At 41.2% G+C, this 24638-nt stretch carries 22 protein-coding genes and 3 pseudogenes; 13 read left to right on the forward strand and 12 right to left on the reverse strand.

Features of this window, described 5'->3' with window-relative positions:
• Positions 1 to 1449 (reverse strand): replication restart helicase PriA (priA, locus tag F8S12_RS12035; RefSeq protein ID WP_230967970.1); only part of this gene is annotated, 1449 nt, incomplete at its 3' end.
• Positions 1450 to 2239: 790 nt separating this feature from the next.
• On the opposite strand from priA, the gene F8S12_RS12040 reads away from it, so the two are divergent.
• Positions 2240 to 3412, forward strand: coding sequence for an RpoD/SigA family RNA polymerase sigma factor (locus tag F8S12_RS12040; protein ID WP_196516512.1), 1173 nt, complete (start codon positions 2240 to 2242; stop codon positions 3410 to 3412).
• 202 nt (positions 3413 to 3614) lie between these two features.
• Here F8S12_RS12040 and F8S12_RS12045 read toward each other — a convergent pair whose 3' ends face one another.
• Complete coding sequence (locus F8S12_RS12045) at positions 3615 to 3770, reverse strand: hypothetical protein (protein WP_196516513.1); 156 nt, start codon at positions 3768 to 3770, stop codon at positions 3615 to 3617.
• A gap of 63 nt (positions 3771 to 3833) precedes the next feature.
• On the opposite strand from F8S12_RS12045, the gene F8S12_RS12050 reads away from it, so the two are divergent.
• From F8S12_RS12050 to F8S12_RS12060, 3 genes are all read left to right on the forward strand, one after another.
• On the forward strand, positions 3834 to 4328 hold the full coding sequence (locus tag F8S12_RS12050) for a GNAT family N-acetyltransferase (protein ID WP_196516514.1): 495 nt from the start codon (positions 3834 to 3836) through the stop codon (positions 4326 to 4328).
• Positions 4329 to 4738: 410 nt separating this feature from the next.
• Positions 4739 to 5074, forward strand: coding sequence for a cytochrome c6 PetJ (gene petJ / locus F8S12_RS12055; protein WP_196516515.1), 336 nt, complete (start codon positions 4739 to 4741; stop codon positions 5072 to 5074).
• A gap of 465 nt (positions 5075 to 5539) precedes the next feature.
• Positions 5540 to 5836 carry a hypothetical protein gene (locus F8S12_RS12060; RefSeq protein WP_196516516.1) on the forward strand — a complete coding sequence of 99 codons (297 nt, stop codon included), beginning with the start codon at positions 5540 to 5542 and terminating at the stop codon, positions 5834 to 5836.
• Positions 5837 to 5932: 96 nt separating this feature from the next.
• Here F8S12_RS12060 and F8S12_RS12065 read toward each other — a convergent pair whose 3' ends face one another.
• Positions 5933 to 6409, reverse strand: coding sequence for a cupin domain-containing protein (locus F8S12_RS12065; protein WP_196516517.1), 477 nt, complete (start codon positions 6407 to 6409; stop codon positions 5933 to 5935).
• 94 nt (positions 6410 to 6503) lie between these two features.
• Here F8S12_RS12065 and F8S12_RS12070 point away from each other — a divergent pair, with 94 nt between their 5' ends.
• Together F8S12_RS12070 and F8S12_RS12075 are read left to right on the forward strand one after the other, a co-directional pair.
• Complete coding sequence (locus F8S12_RS12070; RefSeq protein WP_196516518.1) at positions 6504 to 6854, forward strand: winged helix-turn-helix transcriptional regulator; 351 nt, start codon at positions 6504 to 6506, stop codon at positions 6852 to 6854.
• 413 nt (positions 6855 to 7267) lie between these two features.
• Positions 7268 to 8446: a GNAT family N-acetyltransferase gene (locus F8S12_RS12075; RefSeq protein WP_196516519.1), complete on the forward strand. Its 1179-nt coding sequence runs from the start codon at positions 7268 to 7270 to the stop codon at positions 8444 to 8446.
• Between the two features lie 112 nt (positions 8447 to 8558).
• Here F8S12_RS12075 and F8S12_RS12080 read toward each other — a convergent pair whose 3' ends face one another.
• Positions 8559 to 11582: a zinc-dependent metalloprotease gene (locus F8S12_RS12080; RefSeq protein WP_196516520.1), complete on the reverse strand. Its 3024-nt coding sequence runs from the start codon at positions 11580 to 11582 to the stop codon at positions 8559 to 8561.
• An 814-nt stretch (positions 11583 to 12396) separates the two neighbouring features.
• Between F8S12_RS12080 and F8S12_RS12085 the strand changes: the two genes are divergently transcribed.
• Positions 12397 to 13416 carry a tRNA-dihydrouridine synthase family protein gene (locus F8S12_RS12085; protein ID WP_196516521.1) on the forward strand — a complete coding sequence of 340 codons (1020 nt, stop codon included), beginning with the start codon at positions 12397 to 12399 and terminating at the stop codon, positions 13414 to 13416.
• A gap of 562 nt (positions 13417 to 13978) precedes the next feature.
• The gene (locus F8S12_RS12090) at positions 13979 to 14245 is read left to right on the forward strand and encodes a hypothetical protein (protein ID WP_196516522.1); all 267 of its coding nucleotides are present in this window, start codon (positions 13979 to 13981) and stop codon (positions 14243 to 14245) included.
• Between the two features lie 13 nt (positions 14246 to 14258).
• Here the strand turns inward: F8S12_RS12090 and F8S12_RS12095 are convergent.
• A pseudogene (locus F8S12_RS12095) lies at positions 14259 to 14486 on the reverse strand (IS4 family transposase); the annotation flags it as partial.
• Between the two features lie 419 nt (positions 14487 to 14905).
• On the opposite strand from F8S12_RS12095, the gene F8S12_RS12100 reads away from it, so the two are divergent.
• Positions 14906 to 16957, forward strand: a complete 2052-nt coding sequence (locus F8S12_RS12100; protein WP_196516523.1) for a bluetail domain-containing putative surface protein — start codon at positions 14906 to 14908, stop codon at positions 16955 to 16957.
• 20 nt (positions 16958 to 16977) lie between these two features.
• Positions 16978 to 17184, forward strand: a pseudogene (locus tag F8S12_RS12105) (ATP-binding protein); the annotation flags it as partial.
• Between the two features lie 8 nt (positions 17185 to 17192).
• Here F8S12_RS12105 and F8S12_RS12110 read toward each other — a convergent pair.
• From F8S12_RS12110 to F8S12_RS12135, 6 genes are all read right to left on the reverse strand, one after another.
• A complete protein-coding gene (locus tag F8S12_RS12110) occupies positions 17193 to 17468 on the reverse strand; it encodes a hypothetical protein (protein ID WP_196516525.1) in 276 nt (91 codons plus the stop codon).
• Between the two features lie 4 nt (positions 17469 to 17472).
• Positions 17473 to 17700, reverse strand: a complete 228-nt coding sequence (locus tag F8S12_RS12115; RefSeq protein ID WP_196516526.1) for a DNA-binding protein — start codon at positions 17698 to 17700, stop codon at positions 17473 to 17475.
• Between the two features lie 23 nt (positions 17701 to 17723).
• A complete protein-coding gene (locus F8S12_RS12120) occupies positions 17724 to 18314 on the reverse strand; it encodes a Uma2 family endonuclease (protein WP_196516527.1) in 591 nt (196 codons plus the stop codon).
• A 28-nt stretch (positions 18315 to 18342) separates the two neighbouring features.
• Complete coding sequence (locus F8S12_RS12125; RefSeq protein ID WP_196516528.1) at positions 18343 to 18744, reverse strand: type II toxin-antitoxin system VapC family toxin; 402 nt, start codon at positions 18742 to 18744, stop codon at positions 18343 to 18345.
• A gap of 35 nt (positions 18745 to 18779) precedes the next feature.
• Complete coding sequence (locus F8S12_RS12130; protein ID WP_196516529.1) at positions 18780 to 19127, reverse strand: ribbon-helix-helix protein, CopG family; 348 nt, start codon at positions 19125 to 19127, stop codon at positions 18780 to 18782.
• 317 nt (positions 19128 to 19444) lie between these two features.
• Positions 19445 to 20926 carry a GTP-binding protein gene (locus F8S12_RS12135; RefSeq protein WP_196516530.1) on the reverse strand — a complete coding sequence of 494 codons (1482 nt, stop codon included), beginning with the start codon at positions 20924 to 20926 and terminating at the stop codon, positions 19445 to 19447.
• 261 nt (positions 20927 to 21187) lie between these two features.
• On the opposite strand from F8S12_RS12135, the gene tpiA reads away from it, so the two are divergent.
• Together tpiA and folP are read left to right on the forward strand one after the other, a co-directional pair.
• On the forward strand, positions 21188 to 21919 hold the full coding sequence (tpiA, locus tag F8S12_RS12140) for a triose-phosphate isomerase (RefSeq protein WP_196516543.1): 732 nt from the start codon (positions 21188 to 21190) through the stop codon (positions 21917 to 21919).
• A 205-nt stretch (positions 21920 to 22124) separates the two neighbouring features.
• Complete coding sequence (gene folP, locus F8S12_RS12145; protein WP_196516531.1) at positions 22125 to 22985, forward strand: dihydropteroate synthase; 861 nt, start codon at positions 22125 to 22127, stop codon at positions 22983 to 22985.
• Here folP and F8S12_RS12150 read toward each other — a convergent pair.
• Positions 22982 to 23824 carry an SPFH domain-containing protein gene (locus tag F8S12_RS12150; protein WP_196516532.1) on the reverse strand — a complete coding sequence of 281 codons (843 nt, stop codon included), beginning with the start codon at positions 23822 to 23824 and terminating at the stop codon, positions 22982 to 22984. The two genes, folP and F8S12_RS12150, sit on opposite strands and share 4 nt — an antisense overlap.
• Before the next feature lie 412 nt (positions 23825 to 24236).
• Between F8S12_RS12150 and F8S12_RS40535 the strand changes: the two are divergent.
• A pseudogene (locus tag F8S12_RS40535) lies at positions 24237 to 24513 on the forward strand (hypothetical protein).
• The last annotated feature ends 125 nt before the right edge of the window (positions 24514 to 24638 follow it).

The raw sequence follows: 24638 nt of genomic DNA on the forward strand, positions 1-24638 counted from the left end.
GCCTCCTGCCTCCTGCCTCCTGACACTTACCCAACTTTCTAATGAAGGAGTAGCAGAGCCTAAAACTAAGGGACAATTTTCTAATTCGGCTCGCCACTGGGCAACAGTGCGGGCGTGATAGGTGGGCGTGGGAGAGTCTTGCTTAAAGCTGCTGTCGTGTTCTTCATCTAAAATAATTAAACCCAAGTTAGGCAAAGGGGCAAAAACAGCGCTGCGGGTACCGATCACAACTTGGGGTTCCCCGGTGAGCATTTGTCGCCACGTATCGTAACGTTCGCCGTCTGAGAGGGCGCTGTGATAGACGCTGACTTTATTACCAAAGCGGGCGCGAAAACGATCAGTTAGCTGGGGTGTAAGTCCAATTTCTGGGACTAAGACGAGGGCGGATTTGCCTTGATTGAGTAGGGGGGCGATCGCCTGCAAATATACTTCAGTTTTTCCCGAACCTGTTACCCCGTGCAATAAAACTTGAGCAAATCCATCTAGTGTTTGGATTGTCGCTAGGGCATTAGCTTGGGCAGTATTTAAAGACTTTGGTTGATCTTGAGCTAATACAGGCCCCTGTTCTGTTCGCAATACTTCCCGTTCTTCGATGACGATGTAGCCTTTTTGAGCGATCGCTTTGAGAGTAGAGGAACTAGCATTGCAAATTTGCAATAACTCATTTTGCCACAACTCACCACCACGCCGCCGTAGCACTTCCAAAATCTCTCGTTGGCGATTAGTTAAGTCCCGATCAATTGTACCTGTGAGCGTTATTGCTTTTTGCAGCTTTGGTCGAGTCAGCCGTGGCGGTTCTAAATAGCTTTCTACTAAACCAAATCGCAGCAACTCACGAATTCCTCGATAAGCAGATTTGACTTTTTTTTGGAGGTAGATAAAACTGTAGTCTCCCGCCGATTGCCCTTGTAAAAGTTCCCAAATTTGCCGCGCAGTTGGAGTTAGAAAAGCTTTATGATTGGGAGTTGCTAGTAAATAACGACTCCCCTGTGTCGCCTCACCTCTAACAAGCCGAATCCGACGCTGCGATCGCCCCAGCAACCCTGGCGGCAGAGCAACCCGGATCACTTGAATCAAAGGCGTATAGTAATATGCTGCGACTCGATTGAGTAATTCCCAATAAGCAGTTGGGAAAAATCCAACGCTCACTATATCTTCTACTTCCCGGATTTTTTCTGGTGGTAAATCGACATTTGGTTGTGCCAGTAACCGAATGGCGATCGCTCCTAATTGTTGTGTCCCAAATGGCACGCTCAAAATATCCCCTGGTTTTATTTCTAACTGGGCTGGCAGTCGATAAGTAAATAGTCCTGTACTTCCTGGACAGTCTACCAGGACTTCAACCCACCGATTAAGAGTCGCACCTAACTTATAAGATTCACTTGGTTCTGCTACCACTAAAGGAGATAAATTTACGTCATTAATATAATACATAGTTACTGACTTCATAGTTAGATATTTTACTCGCATAGCTCGTTAAAATTAACCTGGCTAACTCAACTCTAATTTTTTGATTTTTTAGACTTAAATGGTATTACTCAATACTGTTATCCCTCATAATACTTGATAAGTTTCCTCTTTTGTAATCTACTAGACAAATTCGGATTAACTATCTATGCAATAAATATTTGGTGCCCACTATACAAATAAAAGCATCTCGGCTCTTGCTGCAACAGTTGCTCTCTCTACTAAATAGGGAGTAGCCTTTTTCCGCCTATCGGTAGATATTCAATTCCTTCTGTATGTGAGATGCTTTTATACAAAATAAGATTATCCTGAAATCAAGCTGCCATTATTGTAATTTATATCATGTGGATAACTTTAAATCGGGAATGCCTAACCCCAGCACCAGGTTTTCGTGTTATCCAGTCACTTCCAACGCCTCAACATTAAAATTATTTAGAAAAATATATGAAAGTTTAAGAAATTTGGATGTTAGCTGAGATTTTGATATTTGTTAAGGTTGAGAAAGTTTGAGGGAGGTTTGACATATTTGATAATTTAGAAAAAAATGAAGAATATATCTGTTGGGAGCGTGAGAAGAAAGTTTTGTTGGGTGTCAAGGCCGGTTTAGTTATAGGTTGTATCTAACTGTAACTTATGGGTGATAGGTAGCTCCCATATTTTATTCCTGAAGAGAAATTAGCATTAGCATAAGCTTGTATTTGGCTATATAAACGGGTGCATTCGTCCCTTAGGAAAAACTACCAAGCCTCAAATGAGTAGCTGTAACTAAGTCATGTACCAAACAAAACAACAATCCCTAAAGGAAACTATGAATATTGTTGAGTTGGCAAAAATGGAAATACTGGAGAATACTGCTGGTAGTGAAGAACAATCACTGGATAGTTTAGATTTAATAGCAGATGAAGAACCTCCAATTGTAATAGAAAATCTGGAATCAGAGGAACGCGATGGAGACGACATGGCGGCGGCTCGTCCTTCGGGATACAATAAAACCGAGCATGATGATGCTGTAGGCGCGTTTTTTAAAGAAATGGCGCGTTATCCACTCTTAAAAGCTGATGAAGAGGTAGAGTTAGCGCGGCGAGTCAGGTTTATAGAGGAAATTAGGGAATTACAAGCTGCTTTACACTTAAAATTAGGGCAGGAACCTAGTAAGCTAGAAGTGGCTTGTGAGCTAGAAATGACAGAAAAGCAACTAGAAAGTCGCTTGTATCAAGGTAGAGTAGCGAAACGCAAAATGATTCGCTCAAACCTGAGATTGGTAGTTTCTATTGCTAAACGATATCTAAATCGGGGAGTGCCTTTTCTGGATTTAATTCAGGAAGGAGCGATGGGTTTAAATCGCGCTACAGAAAAGTTTGATCCCGATAAAGGATATAAGTTTTCTACCTACGCCTATTGGTGGATTAGACAAGCAATTACAAGAGCGATCGCTAACGATGCGCGGACAATCCGGCTACCTATTCATATTGTTGAAAAGCTTAACAAGCTGAAAAAAGCACAACGGGAACTCAAGCAAAAACTCTGTCGTAACCCCACCGAAGGCGAAATGGCAGAAGCTTTGGAAATTAGTGTTCATCAACTACGCCAACTCCAACAACTACGCCGTCAAGCACTTTCTCTTAACCACCGTGTTGGTAAAGAAGAAGATACGGAATTGATGGATTTGCTAGAAGATGAAGACAACTTATCTCCAGAAGCAAAAATGAACGAAAACATGATGCGTCAGGAGATTTGGGAAGTATTAGGTGACGTATTAACTCCACGGGAGAAAGATGTGATTTCTCTACGTTATGGTTTGACAACCAGCGAACCCTGTACCTTGGAAGAAGTTGGCAATATGTTCAATCTTTCTCGTGAGCGAGTGCGACAAATTCAAAGCAAAGCCATGCGGAAATTGCGGCGTCCCCACATAGCTAAACGCTTAAAAGGTTGGTTAATCTAAAAATTTAACCCCACAATGGACACCTAATACCAAATTAGGATAAATGCTATTGTTTGAGATTACTGAAACAGTTTTTGGTAAAAGCTTTTAATCCAAAATCCGTCTTAAAAAGTTTGCCACGGAGGGAAACCCTCCATACACGCCAATTCTCACAACGGAGGAACCCCCACAAGCGACTGGCTCAACTTTTGTCTATAACACGCTACGCGATCGCAAAATCTAAAATTGGTATGACACCTGACTTAATTAGCTCCAGTAACGAATTTAGGAGCTTGTATCTGTATATTTTTTGAGCTTTAGCGATCGCAATCTGCAAAACTGGGTGTTTTGTACCTTTTTTCGGCTTTTGTTTAGTCATTAGTCAAAAAAACTTGCACACTTGCCTATAGAATATGGACTATGAACTATAGACTATGGACTAATGACTTCGCATAACAATTTGATTTTGCGTTTTGCTGAACCAGCTGATTACAGCGTACTATTTAAATTAATTCAGGGGCTTGCAGATTATGAAAAATTATCTCACGCTATCACTGGTAATGCTCTAGAACTTAAGGAACATTTGTTTGGTTCGCACAGGTATATAGAAGCAATTTTAGCAGAATCTGCGGGTCAAGCTGTTGGTTTTGCCCTATTTTTTCATAATTATTCAACATTTCTAACTAAGCCAGGAATTTATCTGGAAGATTTATTTGTTTTACCAGAATATCGTAGGCAAGGTATTGGTAAAGCTCTCATTACTAAAGTAGCCCAAATAGCTGTAGAAAGGAATTGTGGGCGATTAGAGTGGAGTGTGTTGGATTGGAACGAATCAGCCCAAGAATTTTACCGTAGTATGGGAGCATCTATATTAGATGATTGGCGAATTTGTCGTGTTACAGAAGATGCGCTGACTAAGTTGGGGGCTGTTAACTAAACAACAAAGGATGAAGTATAAAGCGAGACAATTTTTATTTTTAATATTTCATCCTTAAACGTTATTATTCCTTAGTTATAAACTATAAAAATTTATATATAAGTAGCTATACAAAAATATTTACAGTCATTGCGAAGGTCGTGAAGCAATCGTAGGGCTTGGGATTGATTCACGACCTTCGCAATGACTTTGTATAATTAATTCTGTACGATTACTTATTTGTATTTTAATCATCAGCGTAAATGCAAAACAGTTTGTTCTTAAATATGGCTCCGTACCAACAAACCTAAATCTCAAAACTTGAACATTCAAAATTCAAAAAATTTTAGGGTTAAGTTTGACAGATGGTCATTTGACTATGGCAGCGACTCAAATGACAATTATGGAGGATATTGCACAGGGAACACGAAATGAAAAAGATTATTACTGTAATGCTGTTAGGCATAGCAATCTTCACCTTTGCCTTCAGTAGTCCAGCTTTGGCAGCAGATACTGTTAGTGGAGCTAAAGTATTTAGTGCTAATTGTGCTTCTTGTCATGCGGGTGGCAAGAATCTGGTTCAAGCGCAGAAAACATTGAAGAAAGATGCTTTAGAAAAGTATGGTTTCTACTCAGTAGAGGCGATTATTGCCCAGGTTACTAATGGTAAAAATGCTATGCCTGCTTTCAAAGGTCGTTTAAAATCTAACCAGATTGAAGATGTTGCTGCTTATGTGCTTTCACAAGCAGATAATGACTGGAAGTAGGCTAAAATCTAACTTTAACAATTAATAATTCGCGGGACAAAAGCCCCGCGAATTTTGTTTCTGTCGAAATTTAAAATAGGATGCTTATACCAATACGCTTGGGTTAAGATCCCCCCGCCTGCGGCGACCCCCTTTTTAAGGGGGTAAAAGAGATATAGCAAATGATAACCAGTGCAGAAACGATCTGCAAGAAATATCTAACTCAATTTATCAATATATAGAGCATATAGCAAATGCAGAAGTAGTTACATTTATAACTTCTGAAGGTTATTTTGATTGTGATTATATAAAACAGTTTCTTAAAGAAGAAGTTTCAAAAGAAAACTAAATTCCCTTCCATATCTGCAAGAGACTTTCCAGCAAGCTTATCCCCTAATCAATTTGAGCATCATAATCTTTGTAGTCTGAAGTGAGGCATAGAATGGTATGGCCTATTGATCTGAAAAGTGACGTAAAATAGCTACTATGAGAGCTAAGATTGAAAATAAAGTACTTTTTATCCACCACGAGGATTTGCCAGAGTTTAAAAAGGGTGGTTCGGTGGTGAGAAATTCATATTTCTGGGCATTACGTTCAATTGCTGGTAAAGCTTCGCGTTATCGTGATTGGGAATACGAACCGGAGGTTTGGCTGGCGCTTTCACGAATGCTTTTATCGTTTGCTGAATCTGGGTATTTGGGTCATAGAGAGACTATGTTAGAGTTTCCCTTATCTCAAGGGGAAATTCCGCATGTATTGCGAGATGTGTCCACTTGGGAGTAATAACCTACTTGTATGACTTTTGAAAAGGAGATGAACCAACTGAAACTAGAAAGCTTGCAACAGGAAATTAAATTGTTATGCTGCGATCGCTTCACATTAAATCTGCTGCTTGCCAACCCAACTAACTCGCTTTTGGACACCAAAGCCATCTTGAATGGTATGGTCTGGGTAAGAACCTACTCGTGACTGAATCACAATCCAGCACAAATCCTCAGTATTTGAAGTATTTCGCATACAGCGTTCTCCCTCAGGATCTACTCGCACGACGGTTCCTTCACCTACAGGAAACACACAATCATCGACCTGAAACTCACCTTTCCCCTGAACAAAGACATAAATTTCCTCATTTAAACGATGCTTGTGATAGAAGGGCACGGATGTCTTAGGGGGAAGGTTATTAAATGAAATTTCGGCACTTGAGAGATCAAGAATCTGCTTCAGAAATACCTTACCCTCTAACTTTATCGGGACTTCTGGAGCCTCAAAAATAAACTGCCGCAATTGGGAAAATCGTCCCAAATCAGTCACAGCAAAGTTTTGCCCAGTTTTAGCAGTTGGTGCGAATTGAGCCATTATAACCTCATTCAATTTTTAAGTTGCAAACTGCAAGTTAATATAACGGATATTACTTGTAAAATGCAAGTAACCTGCAAATCTAGTTTTGCCAATGATTGAATCTCGCCGTTCACCCTGTCCAATTGCTTGTTCGCTTGATTTAATCGGCGATCGCTGGACACTTCTGGTTATTCGAGACATGATGTTTTTTGGAAAACAACGTTTTGAAGAGTTTTTAGAATCCCCTGAAGGAATTTCAAGCAATATTCTGGCAAATCGCCTTAAGTCTCTCGAAGAGATGGGCTTAGTGGAAAAACAGCCATACAGCAACCATCCTCGTCGAATGAACTATCAATTAACAGAACGGGGAAAAAGTCTTCGCCCTGTATTAAAAGTGATGACTGCTTGGGGACTAAAGCATATTTCTGACACAAAGATTCCCGATGGAATGGCACTAAGTTAAGATACAGCCCTTGCCCTGACTGGTTCCCAGCCTGGAGGCTGGGAATCCTATTGGGAGGCTCCGCCTCCTCTTTCTTGACGAGAGGCAGAGCCTCTCAGAATACATTCCCAGTCTAAGACTGGGAACGAGGTGACACAAGCCTTTGGGCTTTTCTTAGTACCATTCGATTCCCGATGATGGGCAGTCTGGTATGTAAAAGTGGCGGGCAGCGATCGCCTGTTTGATTACAGGTATAGCTTGGGGATTGACATCTAACTCATCCAGCCCCAAACCTCATAAAATCGGTGTTTAGAAGGTTAATTTTACAGCTATTTTCAGATAAACATACCATTGTGTATTAAATATTTAGTGAAGGATTCAATAACCACCCGTTGTAGTATGATTGTGGTTTTTTAATACTAATGGTAGAAGAGATGACAGATCAATTTGAATACAGCACTCCCGCCCATCCACAGGATATTCAGCAGCTTGGGACTATCCTTGAGCAGTGTTTTATCAGCGCCCTTAGTAGCGAGGAAGTTTATATCAACCTCGTTGGTGTAGAAAATTTCCGTATTATCCGAAGATTGGGGCAAGTTGTTGGTGGATTGGCAACTCTGGATATGGGTCAGTGGTGGGGTGGGCAGCGTGTATCAATGACAGGAATTGCCGCAGTGGGTATTGCTCCAGAGTATCGCGGTTCGGGGGCTGCGATCGCTTTGATGCAGCACACCCTCAAAGAACTTTATGCTAAAGGAGTTGCTATTTCCGCTCTTTATCCAGCTGTTCAAACTCTGTATCGAAAAGTCGGGTATGAGCAAGGAGGTAGCTGGTGTATTTGGGAAGTTGCTACTAAGAATATCCAAGTGCGGGAGCAACCCTTATCTTTGCAACCAGTGGTTCCCGTTAATCATGAAGTCTTTCATGAACTATATCAGCAGCAGGCGAGACTAACGCATGGATATTTAGATCGGCATCCAGCAATCTGGCAGCGATTAATCCAACCAGACGAGAAGGAAAGATTTTATGCCTATTTTATTGGTACTAAAGACCACCCCCAAGGCTATATCATCTTCACTCAAGAGCGAACAGAAGATGGTGAAATTCTCTGGGTGAAAGATTGGGTACTCAATACAGTTGCAGCTGCACAAACATTCTGGTCTTTTCTAGCAAATCATCGTTCCCAAATTCACCAGGTGCGATGGAAGAGTTCCGCAATTGATTCTCTGACATTGCTGCTACCAGAGCAAACAGCTAAGATGTGGCGTCAGTTTCGCTGGATGCTAAGAATAATAGATGTAGTCAAGGCGCTGGAGATGCGGGGTTATCCACCAGGAATCCAAGCTGAACTGCACTTAGAAATTCAAGATAATCTGCTAGTTGCAAACAATGGTAAATTTATTCTTTCTGTCGCCAACGGACGTGGTGAAGTCACACGAGGGGGAAAGGGTGAGTTACAGCTAGATATCCGAGAATTGGCGCCAATATACACGAGTTTATTCACTCCCTACCATTTACAACTAGCGGGAAAACTGGATGGGACAGAAGCGGCTATCTCAGCAGCTACGCAAATATTTGCGGGTGTCTCTCCTTGGGTGGCTGATTTCTTTTAAAGGGACTCAGACGACCTGTGGCAATATAGGGGATAAGAAGAGGAGTTAGGAGTTAGGAGTTAGGAGTTAGGAGTTAGGAATTTTACTATTAACTACCTCACTCCTAACTTTTTTAATTTCCTTGCAACGGGGCGTTTAAGATTTTCTCGATGCGATCGCGTGTTTCTAATAAGTGCGCTTTGGTATATTCATCCTCAGAATTAACCATCTTGAGTTTGTCATCCAGTTGTTTGAGTTTATACCAAGCCAGAGTGCGAGCATCTTCTGGGACATATTCTTTTCGCAACACCATACCAGTCAAAATGTCCAGGTATTCGCGCTGCAAGCCTCGGCGTAAACTGGCAATTTTCATTGGTTTACCTTTTGGTTTGATGACTTCCGTCCAGATACCTGATTGCAAAGTCTCAAATAGTTCTGGAAGAGTCAGGGCATTTTCTGGCTTCGTTTTGAGTTCAATATCCTTGAGACGAGAAAGGCGATCGCCTGAGAGTAAATCCCGCAACACTAAACTCTGCATGAGTAGCACCAAATCATGAATTGGATAATCTAAACGACCAATTTGCGGATAACTACCCCAATGACTCCAACGCGAAGGTGCTAATTTATTCAGTAATTCTGGTGAAAAGCTCAACGCATCTTCTGCAAATATATATTTGTGCAGCGTCTCTAAAGCTTGCCGTTGTTGTTCAACTGGTACTGCTTCAAAGGGTAATCGGCGTTGGACAACTGTACTAGGCGGCATCTCGCTAGGGTGAATGCGATAGAAAGACTGTCCCCCGATGTATTTTGTAGTGTAATATATCTGCTGAAAATAGTTACCCAATACTGTGCTAAAACGTTCACTTACATCGCTGTAACTTTCGCCAGCTATTGGGTAACCCTTATCGAGACGTTCCCACATCACCCGCGAATTATTCAACTGCCACTGAGAATAAAGCAGCACATTACTACTGTTATCCCAAGCATCGGCAGTGGGATCAAGGTCATAGACATCTTCATCTGTGGAATAACTCAATTCTGGCTTGGAGGATAGTGCAGCAATTTCCTCTAAAATTGGTTTTTCTGCTATGGGAGTTGATGTCTGAATTGGGATGTAGCCGTACTTAATCGCCCATTCATCATAAACCCCCACTACGCTGGGAAAATAATCTCCCTGTTTTGTGCCTTGAGGAGCAATATTCGGGGGAATATAGTCCATTACGGAAGTTGTTAAACCTTTAATTTTGGTAATTTCCGTATTATTCATCTCCTCCGGTGGCAGCAGTGTACTACCACGGAAGTTATGGCGTAAACCAAGAGTATGTCCAACTTCGTGAGCGATGATTAAACGTAAATATTGATTGGTATATTCTTTGATTTGGTCTGGAGTGGCTATGGTATCAGGCAGCAGTGACATTGCCAGTGAACCAAAGGCAAACTGTTTAGCTGCTTCCATCCCATAGCATAAATCGTACTCACCCGCCATTTTAGATAAACGACTCAACAATTTCTTTTGCCCTTGCATCTGCTGGGGGGCAACACCATTGTTTTTCGCATCTAAACCATTGGCGCAAAGTAGACGATTTTGCATCAAAGCTGATAAAGTAGTGCGATTTTGAGTACGATTTTGTGTTTGGCTGGGTTGGACGATGTTGCGATACTCATTCTTGAGTGCCCGCACAAAGCTGGCATCTACGAGAATATCTGCATCCAAAATTTCCCCAGTCAATGGATTAACGCGGGATGGCCCCATTGCAAAATAACCATCGACTGTATTAATCCAGCGAATCGTGTTGTAACGAATATCTGCTGGGTCCCATGTGGCATCATCTGGCATTTGGCGGACTTCAATTGCATCCTTGAATCCCGCTTTGAGAAAGGCTTTGTTCCACATTAGGACGCCTTCTTTCATCGCATCGCGGTACTCCAAGGGGACAGCGTTATCAATCCAGAAGACAATCGGTTTTTTGGGTGGAGAAATTAGGGCTTTTGGGTCTTGTTTTTCCAAATGCCAGCGATTGATGTAGCGGACAAAAGAATCGCCGCGATCGTCTTTGGATAAATCTTGGTAGGCGGTGATGAAATAGCCGATGCGATCGTCAGCAAGGCGCGATCGGTAATCTTTGTCGGGTAGTTGTGAGAGACTGTAGTGGACGCGCAGGGTAAAGCCACGATTGTCAGGTAGGGACGCAAAGCTTGGTACTTCACTGTCACTACCACCGCCACCAGAGAAATTCAAAACTGACTCAATTTCTAAGTTTTGGGGAAAGGCTTTAGCAGTACCAAAATATGACTGGTCTGTTCCTGCTGCTGGTATTCCTAAACTTACAGATAATCCAGCCAAGTCTGTGAGTAACAAATCTCCCAAGTCGATCAGAAGAGTTTTGCGTTCTGGATGAATGCTTTTCAGGGAAATGGTGTAGAGAACAGAGTCACTAAACGATCGCGCCAGCGATCGCGCTTGAGGATCTCCCTCACGAGTGCGAAAATTGACATTGCGAATGACAAAGTGTACTTTATCATCTACCCGTCGGAAATAAAACAAAAAATCTTGTAGAGGCATACCACTGTAAATACCTCGTTCGCCAATGCCTGATTCTAGCGTTGCCGTAGCTAGGTAATTTTTATTCAGTTGCTCTGGCTTAATTTCTAGATAAATTTTATTCTTTTCTTTATTGCGATAAAGGGTGAACAGTCCTCCTGACTTTTGGGTGTCTTTCACTACCTCATCAAATGCTTCTAACTCATCCTTTGTTGTTGGTACTTTGCTAGAATCAGGCTTTTTATTAGGTTTTTCTGGGGGTTTTGCAACTTGCAAAAATGGTTGCTGTCCTGCTTTTTTAGGATCTTTTACTACCCAAATAAACGGTTGAGGCTGGGCGTGTTTATTTTGATTAACTACCCAAACTTGCCCTAACGGTAGCCTCTGTTTCTGGCGAATATTAATATTTTCTGCTAATAGTGCTGAGATTTTAGTTGAAGAAGTTTCTGCCGTTAACTGACTATTGGATTTGTTTTCACTTCTGGCTGTTACCACGGCTTCTAGAGGCGGCACAGCCTGATGGTTGGCTGACAATTCTAGTGACTTGGCACTAGCCGATGTTATTCCTAAAAACAACCCATGTAACAAAATCATATAAAAACTTAATCTGTTCATTCTATCCATCCCCGATAAATATTACGTAATTAATTTTTAACTTTTGCAAAGCAATGTAGCCTGCCTTCTGTGGGTTCTGTAAGATGCCTTATATCAAGCAGCAAACTTTTGACTTCAATTTTAGTTGCCATTTTTCATCTTTGTTGCACTCTTTTACTGTAGGATTTTTCATAACAATTGCACAATTGCGTCTCTAACAAACAGTAAGTATTATTTCTACATCAAACTAGGAAATCTCTTGGAAGAAAAGTATAACAAATTAACCAAAGAATGAAAATTATTTTTAAAATGAAATAATTTTTAAGCTAACACTTTTCGGGATTATCAAGACAGTAATTTAAATGTAACAACGAACACGGAAATGTCAACATATTTATCTCAAGAATGATCACTGCTGAGAAATTATGTGAGGGATACTAGGTTCCAATAGATACTAAAACCATATCTACGACAAATGTCTAATTATTTGCATGATGAAATGCGATCGCCTTTCTCTTCCTCGTGCCCTCGGCGGTTTGTCATTCTTCCTGCACCCATCAACCCCAAGTTTTACACTAGACTCTTAAGGAGGCAGGAGGACGTTCGCGTAGCGTGTCGTAGACAAGGCAGTAGGCAGGAGGTAATCCCCATAAATAAATTTACTTCCTCTAAACCCTTTTGGCAGAGGGCAAGAAATATATTTTCTTCCTCCTGCCTCCTGCCTCCTGCCCTCTGCCTTTCTTTTGTAATTACACGAGTCTAAGCGTAATGAACAAGTTCGCAATAAATAACCATTTTTTGATACAGTGATGCTTTGTCGAACACTGGAATCTCTATGTCCCAGGTCTCGCTTCCCCAATCGCTCCATCCATACCTACCCCTCACTGCTCTTGCGCCCATGCAGGATGTGACAAACCTCTGGTTTATGAAGCTCATTGCCCACTACGGCAGTCCTGACTACTTCTTCACCGAGTATTTCCGCGTGAATGATACCTCACGGCTCAATCGTAGCATTCTGGCAGCAATCACCGAAAACGACACGGGTCGCCCCGTTTTTGCTCAAATGATTGGCGAAAGCATTCCCGACTTAGTAAGAACAGCAAAGGAACTCTGCGGCTATAATATCGCTGGAGTTGACTTGAATATGGGCTGTCCAGCACCTAGAATCTATCGGAAAAATGTTGGGGGTGGATTGCTGCTCTCACCAGAAAAAGTGGATCGGATTTTGGGAGAACTACGGCAGGCAGTGAATGATCGACCTTTGACCGTCAAGATGCGCGTGGGCTTTGAAAATACAGATAACTTTTACGAAATTCTAGATATGATCAATCGCCACAGCATTGATTTGCTGAGTTTGCATGGTCGCACGGTGAAAGATATGTACCACGGAGCAGTCAAATATGATTTGATCGCTGAAGCAGTAAGACGGGTTCATTGTCCAGTGCTTGCCAATGGCAATATCGACTCTGCGACAACTGCCCTGGAAGTGCTTTCTCAAACTGGCGCGGCGGGTGTGATGGTGGGACGCTGGGCGATTGGAAATCCTTGGCTTTTTAATCAAATTCGGCAGGCTTTGCGCTTCGAGCCGATCACGCCTGTTCCTTTAGTAGAGGTACGCAACTATATTGATCGTTTATGGCAAACCCCCACAGCGTCAACTATGTCAGAGCGATCGCGCGTAGGCTACCTCAAAATGTTCCTCAACTACATTGCCCTGAGTGTTGACGCTGAGGGTCATTTCCTGCGGCTGATGCGACACACGCAGACTGAGGTAGAACTGTTTAACCTCTGCGATCGCTTTCTCCTTGGTGATCTGACGAAAACTTTAGCCCTAGCACCCTCCTTGAGCGTGTAACTATAGCAACTATTTAGTTCAGGTTTATCAGTACAAATGAGATACATACTTAAAATTTGAGCTAAGAGCTATGGCAGGCTCAGTGACGAAAGAGGGATAAACAAGCAAACAAGCTAATTTAGTAAGTCAAATAAGCTTTTGCTTGCGGAAAACACCAAAATGAGTAAGTCAAAGTAGCTCTTGCTTAAGTCAAATAAGCTTTTGCTTGCGGAAAATACCAAAATGAGTAAGTCAAAGTAGCTCTTGCTTAAGTTAAATAAGCTTTTGCTTGCGGAAAACACCAAAATGAGTAAGTCAAAGTAGCTCTTGCTTAAGTTAAATAAGCTTTTGCTTAAGTCGAATGCCATTTTACTTATTAAATATGAAGTTTTGAGAAAGCTATAAGCCTTTTTGCTGATTAAATATAAATTTCAGTTAAATATACGATCACTTCTATTTGTTAGGTTCTAGAACTGGTGCTTGATAAACTCAGAGCAAGTTTCACGCTTGGGATATCCCGGCTTGGATAAACAAAAAACCTTTCGTAGATGCGTCCTACACCTGTTTATGTCCAGCGATCGCAATGGTTGAGGCGGGATATCAGGAAGTAATTGCGATCGCTAACGAACCAGGTACACTTTATCGAGATATGTTTCAGTTAGAAGCAATTCCTGAAACTTACAAAGGAGTGCGTATCCATATTATTAGACCAGATGTTGACCCCAAAGAGTATCAAGTTAACTTTACAGATGCTACCGAAGCGGGCTTAGTTGCGGTTTATCAACATGGTAAAGAGAAAGGAAAAGAGTTTGTTGAGCATATCTTGAAAGTTGCCCAAAGCTATCACTGATAAGTAACTGTACAGTAGAAACATTGTGAATACGACCTAAAAAAGTAAGCTTGGCAAAAATCTGGGCTAATAAAATAGGCTCAGGCTGTTCCAGAAGCATTTTTAACATTTCACGAACATATCGAAAACGCCCACAGTAAGCTTTAAGATCAACAATGCCAGAGTCGGGATTATCTTGACGAAACTGAGCTAGAAGATGATGAGACAAATTGACTATGAAAAATGAGAGATTAGTTTTATTATAAGAAATCTATTTCTCTTAAGTAGAGCGCCCATCTATGTGCTAAGTTCATTTGTAATTAATTATTTCTATTCAAATATAACCAAAATTTATTCAAAAGTTAATCAAAAAGTTCTGATTTCTTAAGATATTTATGAGAATCTTATCTTTAGGAAAAGGTTAAGCAAGTTTGGGAGCATCCCAAATGTGTAAGTTATATCAAACCCAGGTTATGAATTGTCATTGCGATCGCAATGTAGTGGAGCGATATGGAGCGATCGCCTAGTAACAAACATATTCTTGCAAAATTGGGATGCTCTCAGCAAATTGTGCCTGTCTTGTCTAAGAGAATGTTTGGAAAGTCTCAATAATTTCGATTTGGATCGTAATCGAATTACAACTCTAAAGCCCAAGTTAGATTTATTAAGGAACACAAATTTATGGCCTCAACCACGACTTACACTTACGATGCTGCTGGCAACTTAATAACTGAGAACATAGACAGTAACAGTGATGGGACAATAGACTCAGTTATTAACTACGGTTATAAACTGACATCTATTAACGATGACACCAACGGCGACGGCATCGCTGACCAGGTCACAACCTATAATTATGATGCCAACGGCAACCAGACATCTGAAAGCTATGACTACAACCGCGACGGCATCGCTGATAGAGTCTATACCTATACTTATAACGGGAAAGTGACATCCTTTAGCGAAGACAACAATGGCGACGGCATCGCTGATAGAGTCTATACCTCTACTTATGATGCCAATGGCAAAGTGACCGATAGCTTTGATTTCGACGGCGACGGCATAATTGATAGTGTCAGAACATCTACTTATGATGTCAACAGTAACCTGACATCTGAAAGCTCTGACGACAACGGCGACGGCATAATTGATAGTGTCAGAACATCTACTTATGACGCCAACGGCAACCAAATATCGTTAAGCTCTGACGGCAACGGCGACGGCATAACTGATTCTGTCTATACCTATACTTATGACGCCAACGGCAACCAGACATCCACAAGCATTGACTCCAATGGTGACGGCATCGCTGATAGAGTCGAAACCTCTACTTATGACGCCAACGGCAACCGAACATCCACAAGCATTGACTCCAATGGTGACGGCATCACTGATTCTGTCGATACTTCTACTTCTACTTATGACGCCAACGGCAACCAGACATTCTATAGTGTTGACTACAACGGCGACGGCACAACTGATTTTGTCAGAACATCTACTTATGACGCCAACGGCAAAGTGACATCCTTTAGCCAAGACAACAATGGCGACGGCACAACTGATTATACCCAAACCTCTACTTATGATGCCAACGGCAACCAGACATCTGAAAGCTATGACAACAATGGCGACGGCATAATTGATAGTGTCAGAACATCTACTTATGACGCCAACGGCAACCAGACATTCTATAGCTTTGACAACAACGGCGACGGCATCGCTGATTATACTGAAACCTCTACTTATGATGCCAACAATAACTGGACATCTCGAAGCTTTGACTACTACTTCGCCGACGGTATCATTGATGAAGTCGTTACCTTTACTTATGGACGCGCAACCGCCAGCTATGACAACAACAATGATGGTGTAGTTGATGCGGTTGGCAGCTACAGCTACGATTTGAGCGGCAAACTGAAATCACAGGAAATTGACAATAATAATGATGGCATCATTGATGAAGTGACTGCTTACAGTTACAACGCTGGCGGCAAACTCACTGCACAGGTAGCTGACAAAAATAATGATGGCATCGCTGACGAGATTACCACTTACAACTACAATGCCAGTGGCAAGCTAACTACCGCAGATATTGACAAAAATGGCGATGGCACAACGGATGCAGTTGCCACTTATCTCTATGATACCAATGGTCAACTAATTAGCCAGACTACCACAGAAGGAACTGTGCAGGGTAAAACCTTATATGGTGACAACTATGCAGACAAACTCACTGGTGGGGCTGGCAATGATAAGCTAATTGGCAAGAATGGCAACGACCAACTTTTGGGATTAGCTGGAAATGATAAACTCTTCGGAGGCAAAGGTTGTGACATCCTTAAAGGCGGTGCTGGTGGTGATATTCTCACAGGCGATCGCGGCGGTGATAAATTTGTATTTAGCAGCTTGAGTGATTCGCTGCTGTCTGGCTTTGATAAAATCACTGACTTGAACATTTGTCAAGATAAAATTGATGGTGTGAATGCAGTTTCAGCCGCCAATGTGGCTCAACTTGGTACTGTTGCTAGTTTGGATCTTTTCGATGTACAGCAGATATTGACTGCAACTGCTTTTGTAGCTAAAGGTGCAGCAACTTTTACTTTGGGTACAGGCACTGATCAGCAAACTTTTCTGGCACTCAATGATAACATTAATGGATTTTCTGCTCTTACTGATGCCGTAATTGAGATTAGTGGCTACAAAGGTAACTTAACTCATTTAGCGATCGTTTAACTGAGTTGCCCATGAAATGAATAATCCTTAATATTTTGGCGAATGCCATTGATGCCTTAGAAGAGTCGAACAATGGACGCAGTTTTGAGGAAATTCAAGTCAATCGCAACCGCATTATCATTAAAACCACAGTCAAAGCTCACCAAATTCAAGTTGCAATTGTTGATAATGGTATGGGGATGAGTGAACAAGTCAAACAAAAAATATTTGACCATTTATTTACTACAGATCATAGCTAAGCACAGGTTTTGAGATGCGCTAATCCTGTAATTTGGGTGAATAAAGAATAACCACTGACAGCAAAAATGAAAAGAATGGCTGTAGAAAAAATTACTACATCCCTGACAATAAATAAAATCCAATCTTTCCTAAGTTCTTGTTTAAACTTGAGTTCTTGTAGCTTTCGCTGAAGTTCTGCCTCTTCTTGTGACTGTAAATTTACTATTGATAAAATCAATGGTTTGTCGCCTTTGCTGGCAATTATTTTCGATAAATCTGTTAAATCTGTCATCCTACTAAATACCAACAACTTCAGTTTCAAGGTTTTGGTTCTCGTCTGTAATCCAGATATGCTTGCCTTTTTGCTTGGCTTCTACTGCTACTTCCATCAGTGCGATCGCTTTTAGCAGCACCTCAGCATTATCTCCATTAATCTGTTGTGCCAGATTATTTAGTGTCTCATAAATTTCTGACGATAAATCTAAATTTATTTGAATTCGTTGGGCTTTTCCTTGTGCAGTCATTTTTGATTTTCCCTAAAATATTACTACTGAATTCCTTTAATAAACTCTATTCTAGCTTCAATTATCGAAGGCATTAAAACGCAACGTGCTAACAAATTTATATCTAGTTCTGGTAATAATTGAGTTTGAGGAATTTGCTCATAGTTATCATTAGTAAAATGATATACAGATAACTGATTATTTTCCCAAAACCAGACTTCAGTAATTTTAAACCGCTTGTACTTTTCTAACTTATCTATGCTGCCACTAGTAATATTTATTTCAATTGCTAAATCAGGATTCTCTTTCTTTTTCTCTATGTAATAAGATTCATCAGGTTCAAAGGAAGCACCTTTTTCTTTTGCTCGACGGGTAGCGCTACCTACAGGAATAAAATTTATACCTAACTCGAAAAAGTATGTTTCTAGCAATATAGCTAGAATACTTTTGATAATTTCGTGTTGTTCACCAAGAGTCATAAATTCCACACACCCATCAAGATAAGTTATCCGCAAACCTGGCGCATCTGCTGTTAATGCTTCAATTTTCTCAAACTCTTCCCAAGTGTAATAGCCAGGTAATAGAAACCGTTGTTCTTGGACTGTGGTAATTTTATCTATCGTTTGTGGAATCATAGTTAACGTACCTGCTTTTGCTAAGTTTCTAAGGCAGAGTCCAGTTTTCCAGTTTTAATCCGTTTAGGCGTTCGTAGTGACGAATATTGTTTGTTACTAAAGTGTAATGTTCTACAAGTGCAACACTAGCAATTAGTAAATCAAATTCAGCAATTGTTTGTCCTATTCTACGAAGTTCTGCCTTTAATTCACCATACTTTCTGAGAGCAGGATCAGTTAAAGATACAACGGATAAGTTTTGAATAAATCGTTCTGTATTAGCTAAATTTTCTGACAATCGATTAGAATTGTATGCACCATAATACAATTCAGCAGCAGTGATAACACAAATGCATACTTCATCCCATCCGACTGCTAAGAGTTTATCTCTGACTGGCTGGCGGCCGTTAAGCCAATAGATACACGTATCAGTATCGAGTAAATAGTTCACAAGCTATAATCGCGTAGACGCAAAGCGGCTTGTCGTCAGACATCGCTTACAGTCCGACTTGAATATATTTCATCAATAATTTCTTCTGCGGTGCGTGTGTCTTCCCAGGTTCCAAAGGTTTCTAAAAAAGCCTCTAATGGATGGGGTTTTGGCTGCTCCCCAGATGAGAGAATGATTTCATTCACTATCAATTGATTTGCTTCTGGAACTCCTAACTTTTTAGTTTCCTCTTTAGCTATAACCATAATTTGCATTAAGGTTATAGCCTGACGCAGAACATCACTTTTACTTGTGCCTATTTTATTTGCTAGTTCGTCTAGTATCTGATTTAGTTCAGATGACAAATCTAAGTTTAAACGAACCATTCTTTGAGTGTCAGTCATGGTTCCATCCTTGTGTAAAATCTTAAGTATATTATAGTTGGCTGAGGCTGTAAGATTGACAAGATGATTTAAGAACTTGATAAGGTTATTCTAACTAATGATTTCCCAGAATATTAGATTAGAGTGATACGGGTACAGTGGTTTTAGTACATTAGGGTGGCCAAGGATGCGAGGGTGATGCAAACCTAAATCAAACAAATAGATTGAAGATTCTTACTTTATTATCTATTAGCTGATTGTGTTGCATATCTTCCGAGTAAATTATAGAACATTTACCTAGTAAACTTCCTATTCTGCATTTGTATCACGTCTATGCATTACTTTCTGAGTTTTACTTTGTAGAGTAATTCATCTTTAATGCGGTTAAGAATTGATGTTTCATCCAAGTTTGCCAAAATCCGATTAATCACTGCTTTCGGCCCATCAGGCCCCCAAGTCGCCCCATTGGCTAAATAAACTTTGGTAACTTGTCCAATACCGTAAGAAGAAACACCAGCTACTCCAGCTTGCGTGATTGCCACCGATATATAAGGGCCGAGGGCAGCACCGGCCGTAGCTGTTGCAGAGATACCAAGTAAAGTCTTCAATCCACTCAAACCCAAATTTGCCAACAATTCACTAGCACCGATGCCGCCCATACTCAGGGCGATTTTTTGTAGCAATTGTACAGCCCCTGCTTCTGTCATAGAAAAGCCATAGAGTTTAGATAAACCCAAAATCAGAGTAATATCAATAACCACACTACTCAGAATATCTACCACAGTTACAGGATTGAGTGCGATCGCTAATGCTTTAGTAATAACAGCCTTCCAAATCAACTCATTAGCATTCACCTCTCGAATCATCAGTTTTCGCTCTATCAATTGCTCATTTACAATGTCGGCATAAAGCATAGTATTGAGGGCAACCAAAGCTTTCCCCTCACGGTGCAGAATCTCCAAGATTTTTAGCTTGAGTTCCTCGACTTTCGCATTACCTGTACGCAACTGTATGCCCCTAGTACCATCAGGGCGACGAATCGCCGTCTTCACCAACGGCGATGCCGCAGCCATCACAATTTCTAGGGGAGTGAGTAATTCCCGCACCCTTTCATCCCGGATTTTCTGGTAAACTGCCATCCGGTCTGCTTCTGGATACTGGTCTACTTTATTAAACACTAGGATGATCGGTTTACCTGCTTCGCGCAACTGAGAAAGGGCAACCTGTTCTAGCTTTGTCATATCGCCAGATATCACAAACAGAATCAGATCGGCTTGTTTTGCGATCTGTTCAGCTAATGCGGCACGGGTTGCACCATCTACTTCGTCTAACCCAGGAGTATCAATTAATTCCACCTGCGATTGACCTACACCAGGGAGAGTCACCCGCAAAGCCCGTTCAGTTTCCCCAATTGCTTCCTCACTAATACTCCAATTAACTCTTTGTGCAGCACGGGTGACACCGTGCAGCGGCCCAGTTTCAAATACTGTTTGCCCAACCAAAGCATTGAGTAGCGAAGACTTACCACGTCCCACCATCCCAAAAGCCGCAATCTGCACCACCATGCGGTCTAACTTCCCCAGCATGGTTTCCAAATCTGTAATTTCCGCCTCCAATCCAGTTTTTTCTTGGGGAGTGAGGTCGAGATTGATTACCAAGTTTCGCAGCGCCGTTTGTGCTTGTTTATAGTTCAGTTCCGTCTGAATGTCTTCAAAGCTGAAAATGGCACTATCCAATTCTTCCTCCCATCTGAGAGAATTTGCATCAGTGTTGGCAGAATCGCTTTGCTCAGGTTCAGGCACGGGCAATGTCGAAGTCATATCAATTTTAGATTTTAGATTTTAGATTTTAGATTTTAGATTTTAGATTTTAGATTTTAAATACACCTCGTTTACTATCCTAGTTATTTTTAGGAGAGGTTTGGCGAGATGAAGCAGACAAAGGAGACAAGGGGGATAAGTATGGCCCAATGCCCAATGCTCAATGCCCAATGCCCAACTATGTAGACCAATGACTAACAAAAAGTCATAAACTGAAAAATGCATCTAAAATAACTCGTTAGGATCTTGACTAAATTACCTGTGCGGAAAATCGTTATTGCCGGCAACTGGAAAATGTACAAAACCCAGGCGGAGACCCAGGAGTTTTTACAAGGATTTCTGCCCCACTTAGAGGAAACGCCCCTGGGGCGAGAAGTGATATTGTGCCCTCCGTTCACTGATTTAAGCATTTTGTCCAAGAGTTTGCACGGTAGCCTCATCCAACTGGGGGCACAAAATGTCCACTGGCAAGAATATGGAGCCTATACAGGTGAGATTTCTGCCCCAATGCTGACGGAAATTGGTGTGCGCTTTGTGATTGTCGGTCATAGCGAACGACGGCAATTCTTTTGTGAAACGGACGCAACTGTTAATCTGCGCCTCAAAGCTGCTCAAAGATATGGTTTGACTCCAATTCTTTGTGTAGGCGAAACTAAACAACAACGAGATGCACAAGAAACTGAATCACTGATTATCACCCAACTAGAAAAAGGTTTAGTGGATGTTGATCAGAATAATTTGATAATTGCCTATGAACCGATTTGGGCGATTGGCACCGGTGACACTTGTGAAGCAGCAGAAGCTAATCGAATAATTGGCTTAATTCGTAGCCAGTTGAGTAATCCGAATGTATCAATTCAATATGGCGGCTCAGTCAAGCCGAATAATATTGATGAGATCATGACTCAACCAGAAATTGATGGTGCTTTAGTGGGAGGAGCAAGTCTAGAAGCTGAGAGTTTCGCTCGGATTGTGAATTTTAAGTCAGTGTGATGTGCCTTCTTCTCGTTCCCATGCTCTGCATGGGAATGCTTACAGGGGAACTGCCGCCTCATATAATGTCTAGGTCAATCAAGCTGAATAAAAAATGTTCGTTCGTAGTCAGGACTTTAGTCCTGGTTTTGGGGACTGAAGTCCCCACTACAAACTGCTTAATGATTGATTTGGCGGAAGTCATATCACATAGCAATGTAGATTTATGCTAAGTAACTTGATAATTCGGGGACGCTGTTTTGAGTGGGGACAGCGGACTTATTTGATGGGCATTTTGAATGTGACGCCTGATAGCTTTAGTGATGGGGGTGAGTTTAACACTACCTCTGCCGCTTTAGCACAGGCGCAAGCACTAGTAGCTGCTGGCGCTGACATTATCGATGTGGGGGGTCAATCAACTCGACCAGGGGCAAAGCAAATAACTCTGGCGGAGGAACTTAACCGGGTAATATCAGTGTTACAGGTGCTAAGACCAGAAATTTCAGTACCGATTTCTGTAGATACAACCCGTGCTGCTGTAGCTAGGGCATCTGTAGAAGCTGGAGCGGATATTATTAATGATATTTCTGGCGGCAGCTTTGACTCACAAATGTTGCCGACAGTGGCAGAGTTGGGTGTGCCGATTATTTTAATGCACATTCGGGGAATACCACAGACAATGCAACAACAAACTGATTATCAAGATTTGCTCACAGAGATTTATAGTTTTTTAGCTCAACAAATTGGGTTAGCAACTGCTGTCGGCATCGACCTGAGCAAAGTTATTATTGATCCTGGTATTGGCTTTGCTAAAAACTATGAGCAAAATTTAGAAATTTTTCGCAGCTTGCGATCGCTTACAACACTCAACTGTCCTATCTTGGTAGGAGCATCTCGTAAAAGTTTTATTGGTCGCATTTTAAACCAACCAGATCCCAAAGCACGAGTTTGGGGAACGGCAGCAGCTTGTTGTGCTGCTATTTTTAATGGTGCTGATATCCTCCGAGTTCACGATGTTCAAGAAATGCGCGATGTTTCACTAGTAGCCGATGCAATATTCCGACCCACCAGACAGCGTGACTTTTAAGTATTGCCGTTTTCGGATTTTTTGCCGTTATCTTCTGTAACTATCGACTCGGCAATTAACTCCTGAAACATTTCAGTTGAGTTGGCTGGGTCTACAAAGACAATTTTGGCATTATTACTCTCACTAAGTTTTTGGCTGGCATCTACGTAATCTTGAGCTACAAGATACCGGAGAATGCCTCTACTATCGGGATTGGAACGTAATGCTTGAGAAATTATCTCCACTGATTTCATAGTTCCTTCTGCTTTCCGAATAGCAGCTTCCTTCTGCCCTTCTGCTTCGGTAATCAGCGCCCGTTTTTTGATTTCAGCGGCTTGCTCCTCTTCTCTTGACTTTCGTACACTCTCAGGTAGAGTAATTCGCTGAATATCTAACCGGAGAATCTCAACTCCCCAACCCGCCGTTATACTGTTTAACTGGTCTGCGATCGCTGAGTGCATCTCTGCTCTAGAGACATTGGTCTGCTCTAAGGTATTCTGAGCAATGATTTCCCGGAGCGTTGTTGTAGTCAGTTGTGTCAGTGCCCCTTGGAGATCCTCAATAGCATAAAAGCTTTCCTTAATATCTATAATACGCCAGTACAGAACAGCGTCCACTTCTACATAAATATTATCTTTGGTGATCACACTCTGAGGCTTGATGTCTAAAATTTGCTCTCGTGTAGTATCTTCCATTACAACCTGATCGACAAAAGGAACAATAAAGTTCAGCCCAGGCTTCAGTTTCCGATGATACCGCCCCAAGCGTTCAACTAGGGCTTCATTACCTTGATTAATCAGTTTTGCAGAACCTAAGGCATAACCTATAAGCACTAAAACTATAAAAATGATTGGCTCCATATATACTCCTATTCAGCTTTGGGGAGAATTTAATGTCAAGGATATGCTATTAGCTTGTCATATCTTTGAGTTTAATGTTTTGAGTCTGTAATTTTATGAACACCAGCAGCGATGTCTGATATCGAGTCGCTGCGAGTCTTGTACATATTCTGTAAGTAGGACTGTTTTGCAGAATGCGTAGAAGCTTTGCTTCTTGTCGTTAGACATCGCTATTAAAGCACCTTGATAACACGCTGGCAAGGACTACTTGATGTAATCAACATTACTTGTACTGACATCTTCAGACAGCAAGAGTACAATTCAGTATATTCACTTAATTGTGACTAAGACAATGTAAAGTTTAGCAGAATTTTAAAAAGCCGCGTATGATCGGATTAAAATCGGCTTCAGCCATTAAAAATCTCAAAATATTATGGGCAGATTATTAATCAGACTTATAGGTTTAATCCTACTTTTTACAGGCTTATACTTTTTTGGTAAAAACATCATATTTGTTAGCGGTTACTATAGTTTTTTTTCGTAGAGAAACTGGTAACTTGGGATGGATTTTTCTAGGCATTGGCATAGTACTAATTTTCTTAAGCGGTGGAGTTATTTTACAGCCAACTAGCTTATGGAATTTTATAATTGCTTTTGCAGCATTAGTATCTGGATATAAATTATTAAATGAGGGCAGGATCAACTTTTAAAATATTTAAATATAATAGTATTTTATCATTTCTGCTATTAGGCAAGACTGTATTTTTCGTCAGTAAATAGTAAAACCGTAAAAATTTAGTATTATAATTTCTCCATATTCTCTACTGGCGCTGAG

This window comes from Nostoc sp. WHI (assembly GCF_015714725.1).
GTDB lineage: Bacteria > Cyanobacteriota > Cyanobacteriia > Cyanobacteriales > Nostocaceae > Nostoc.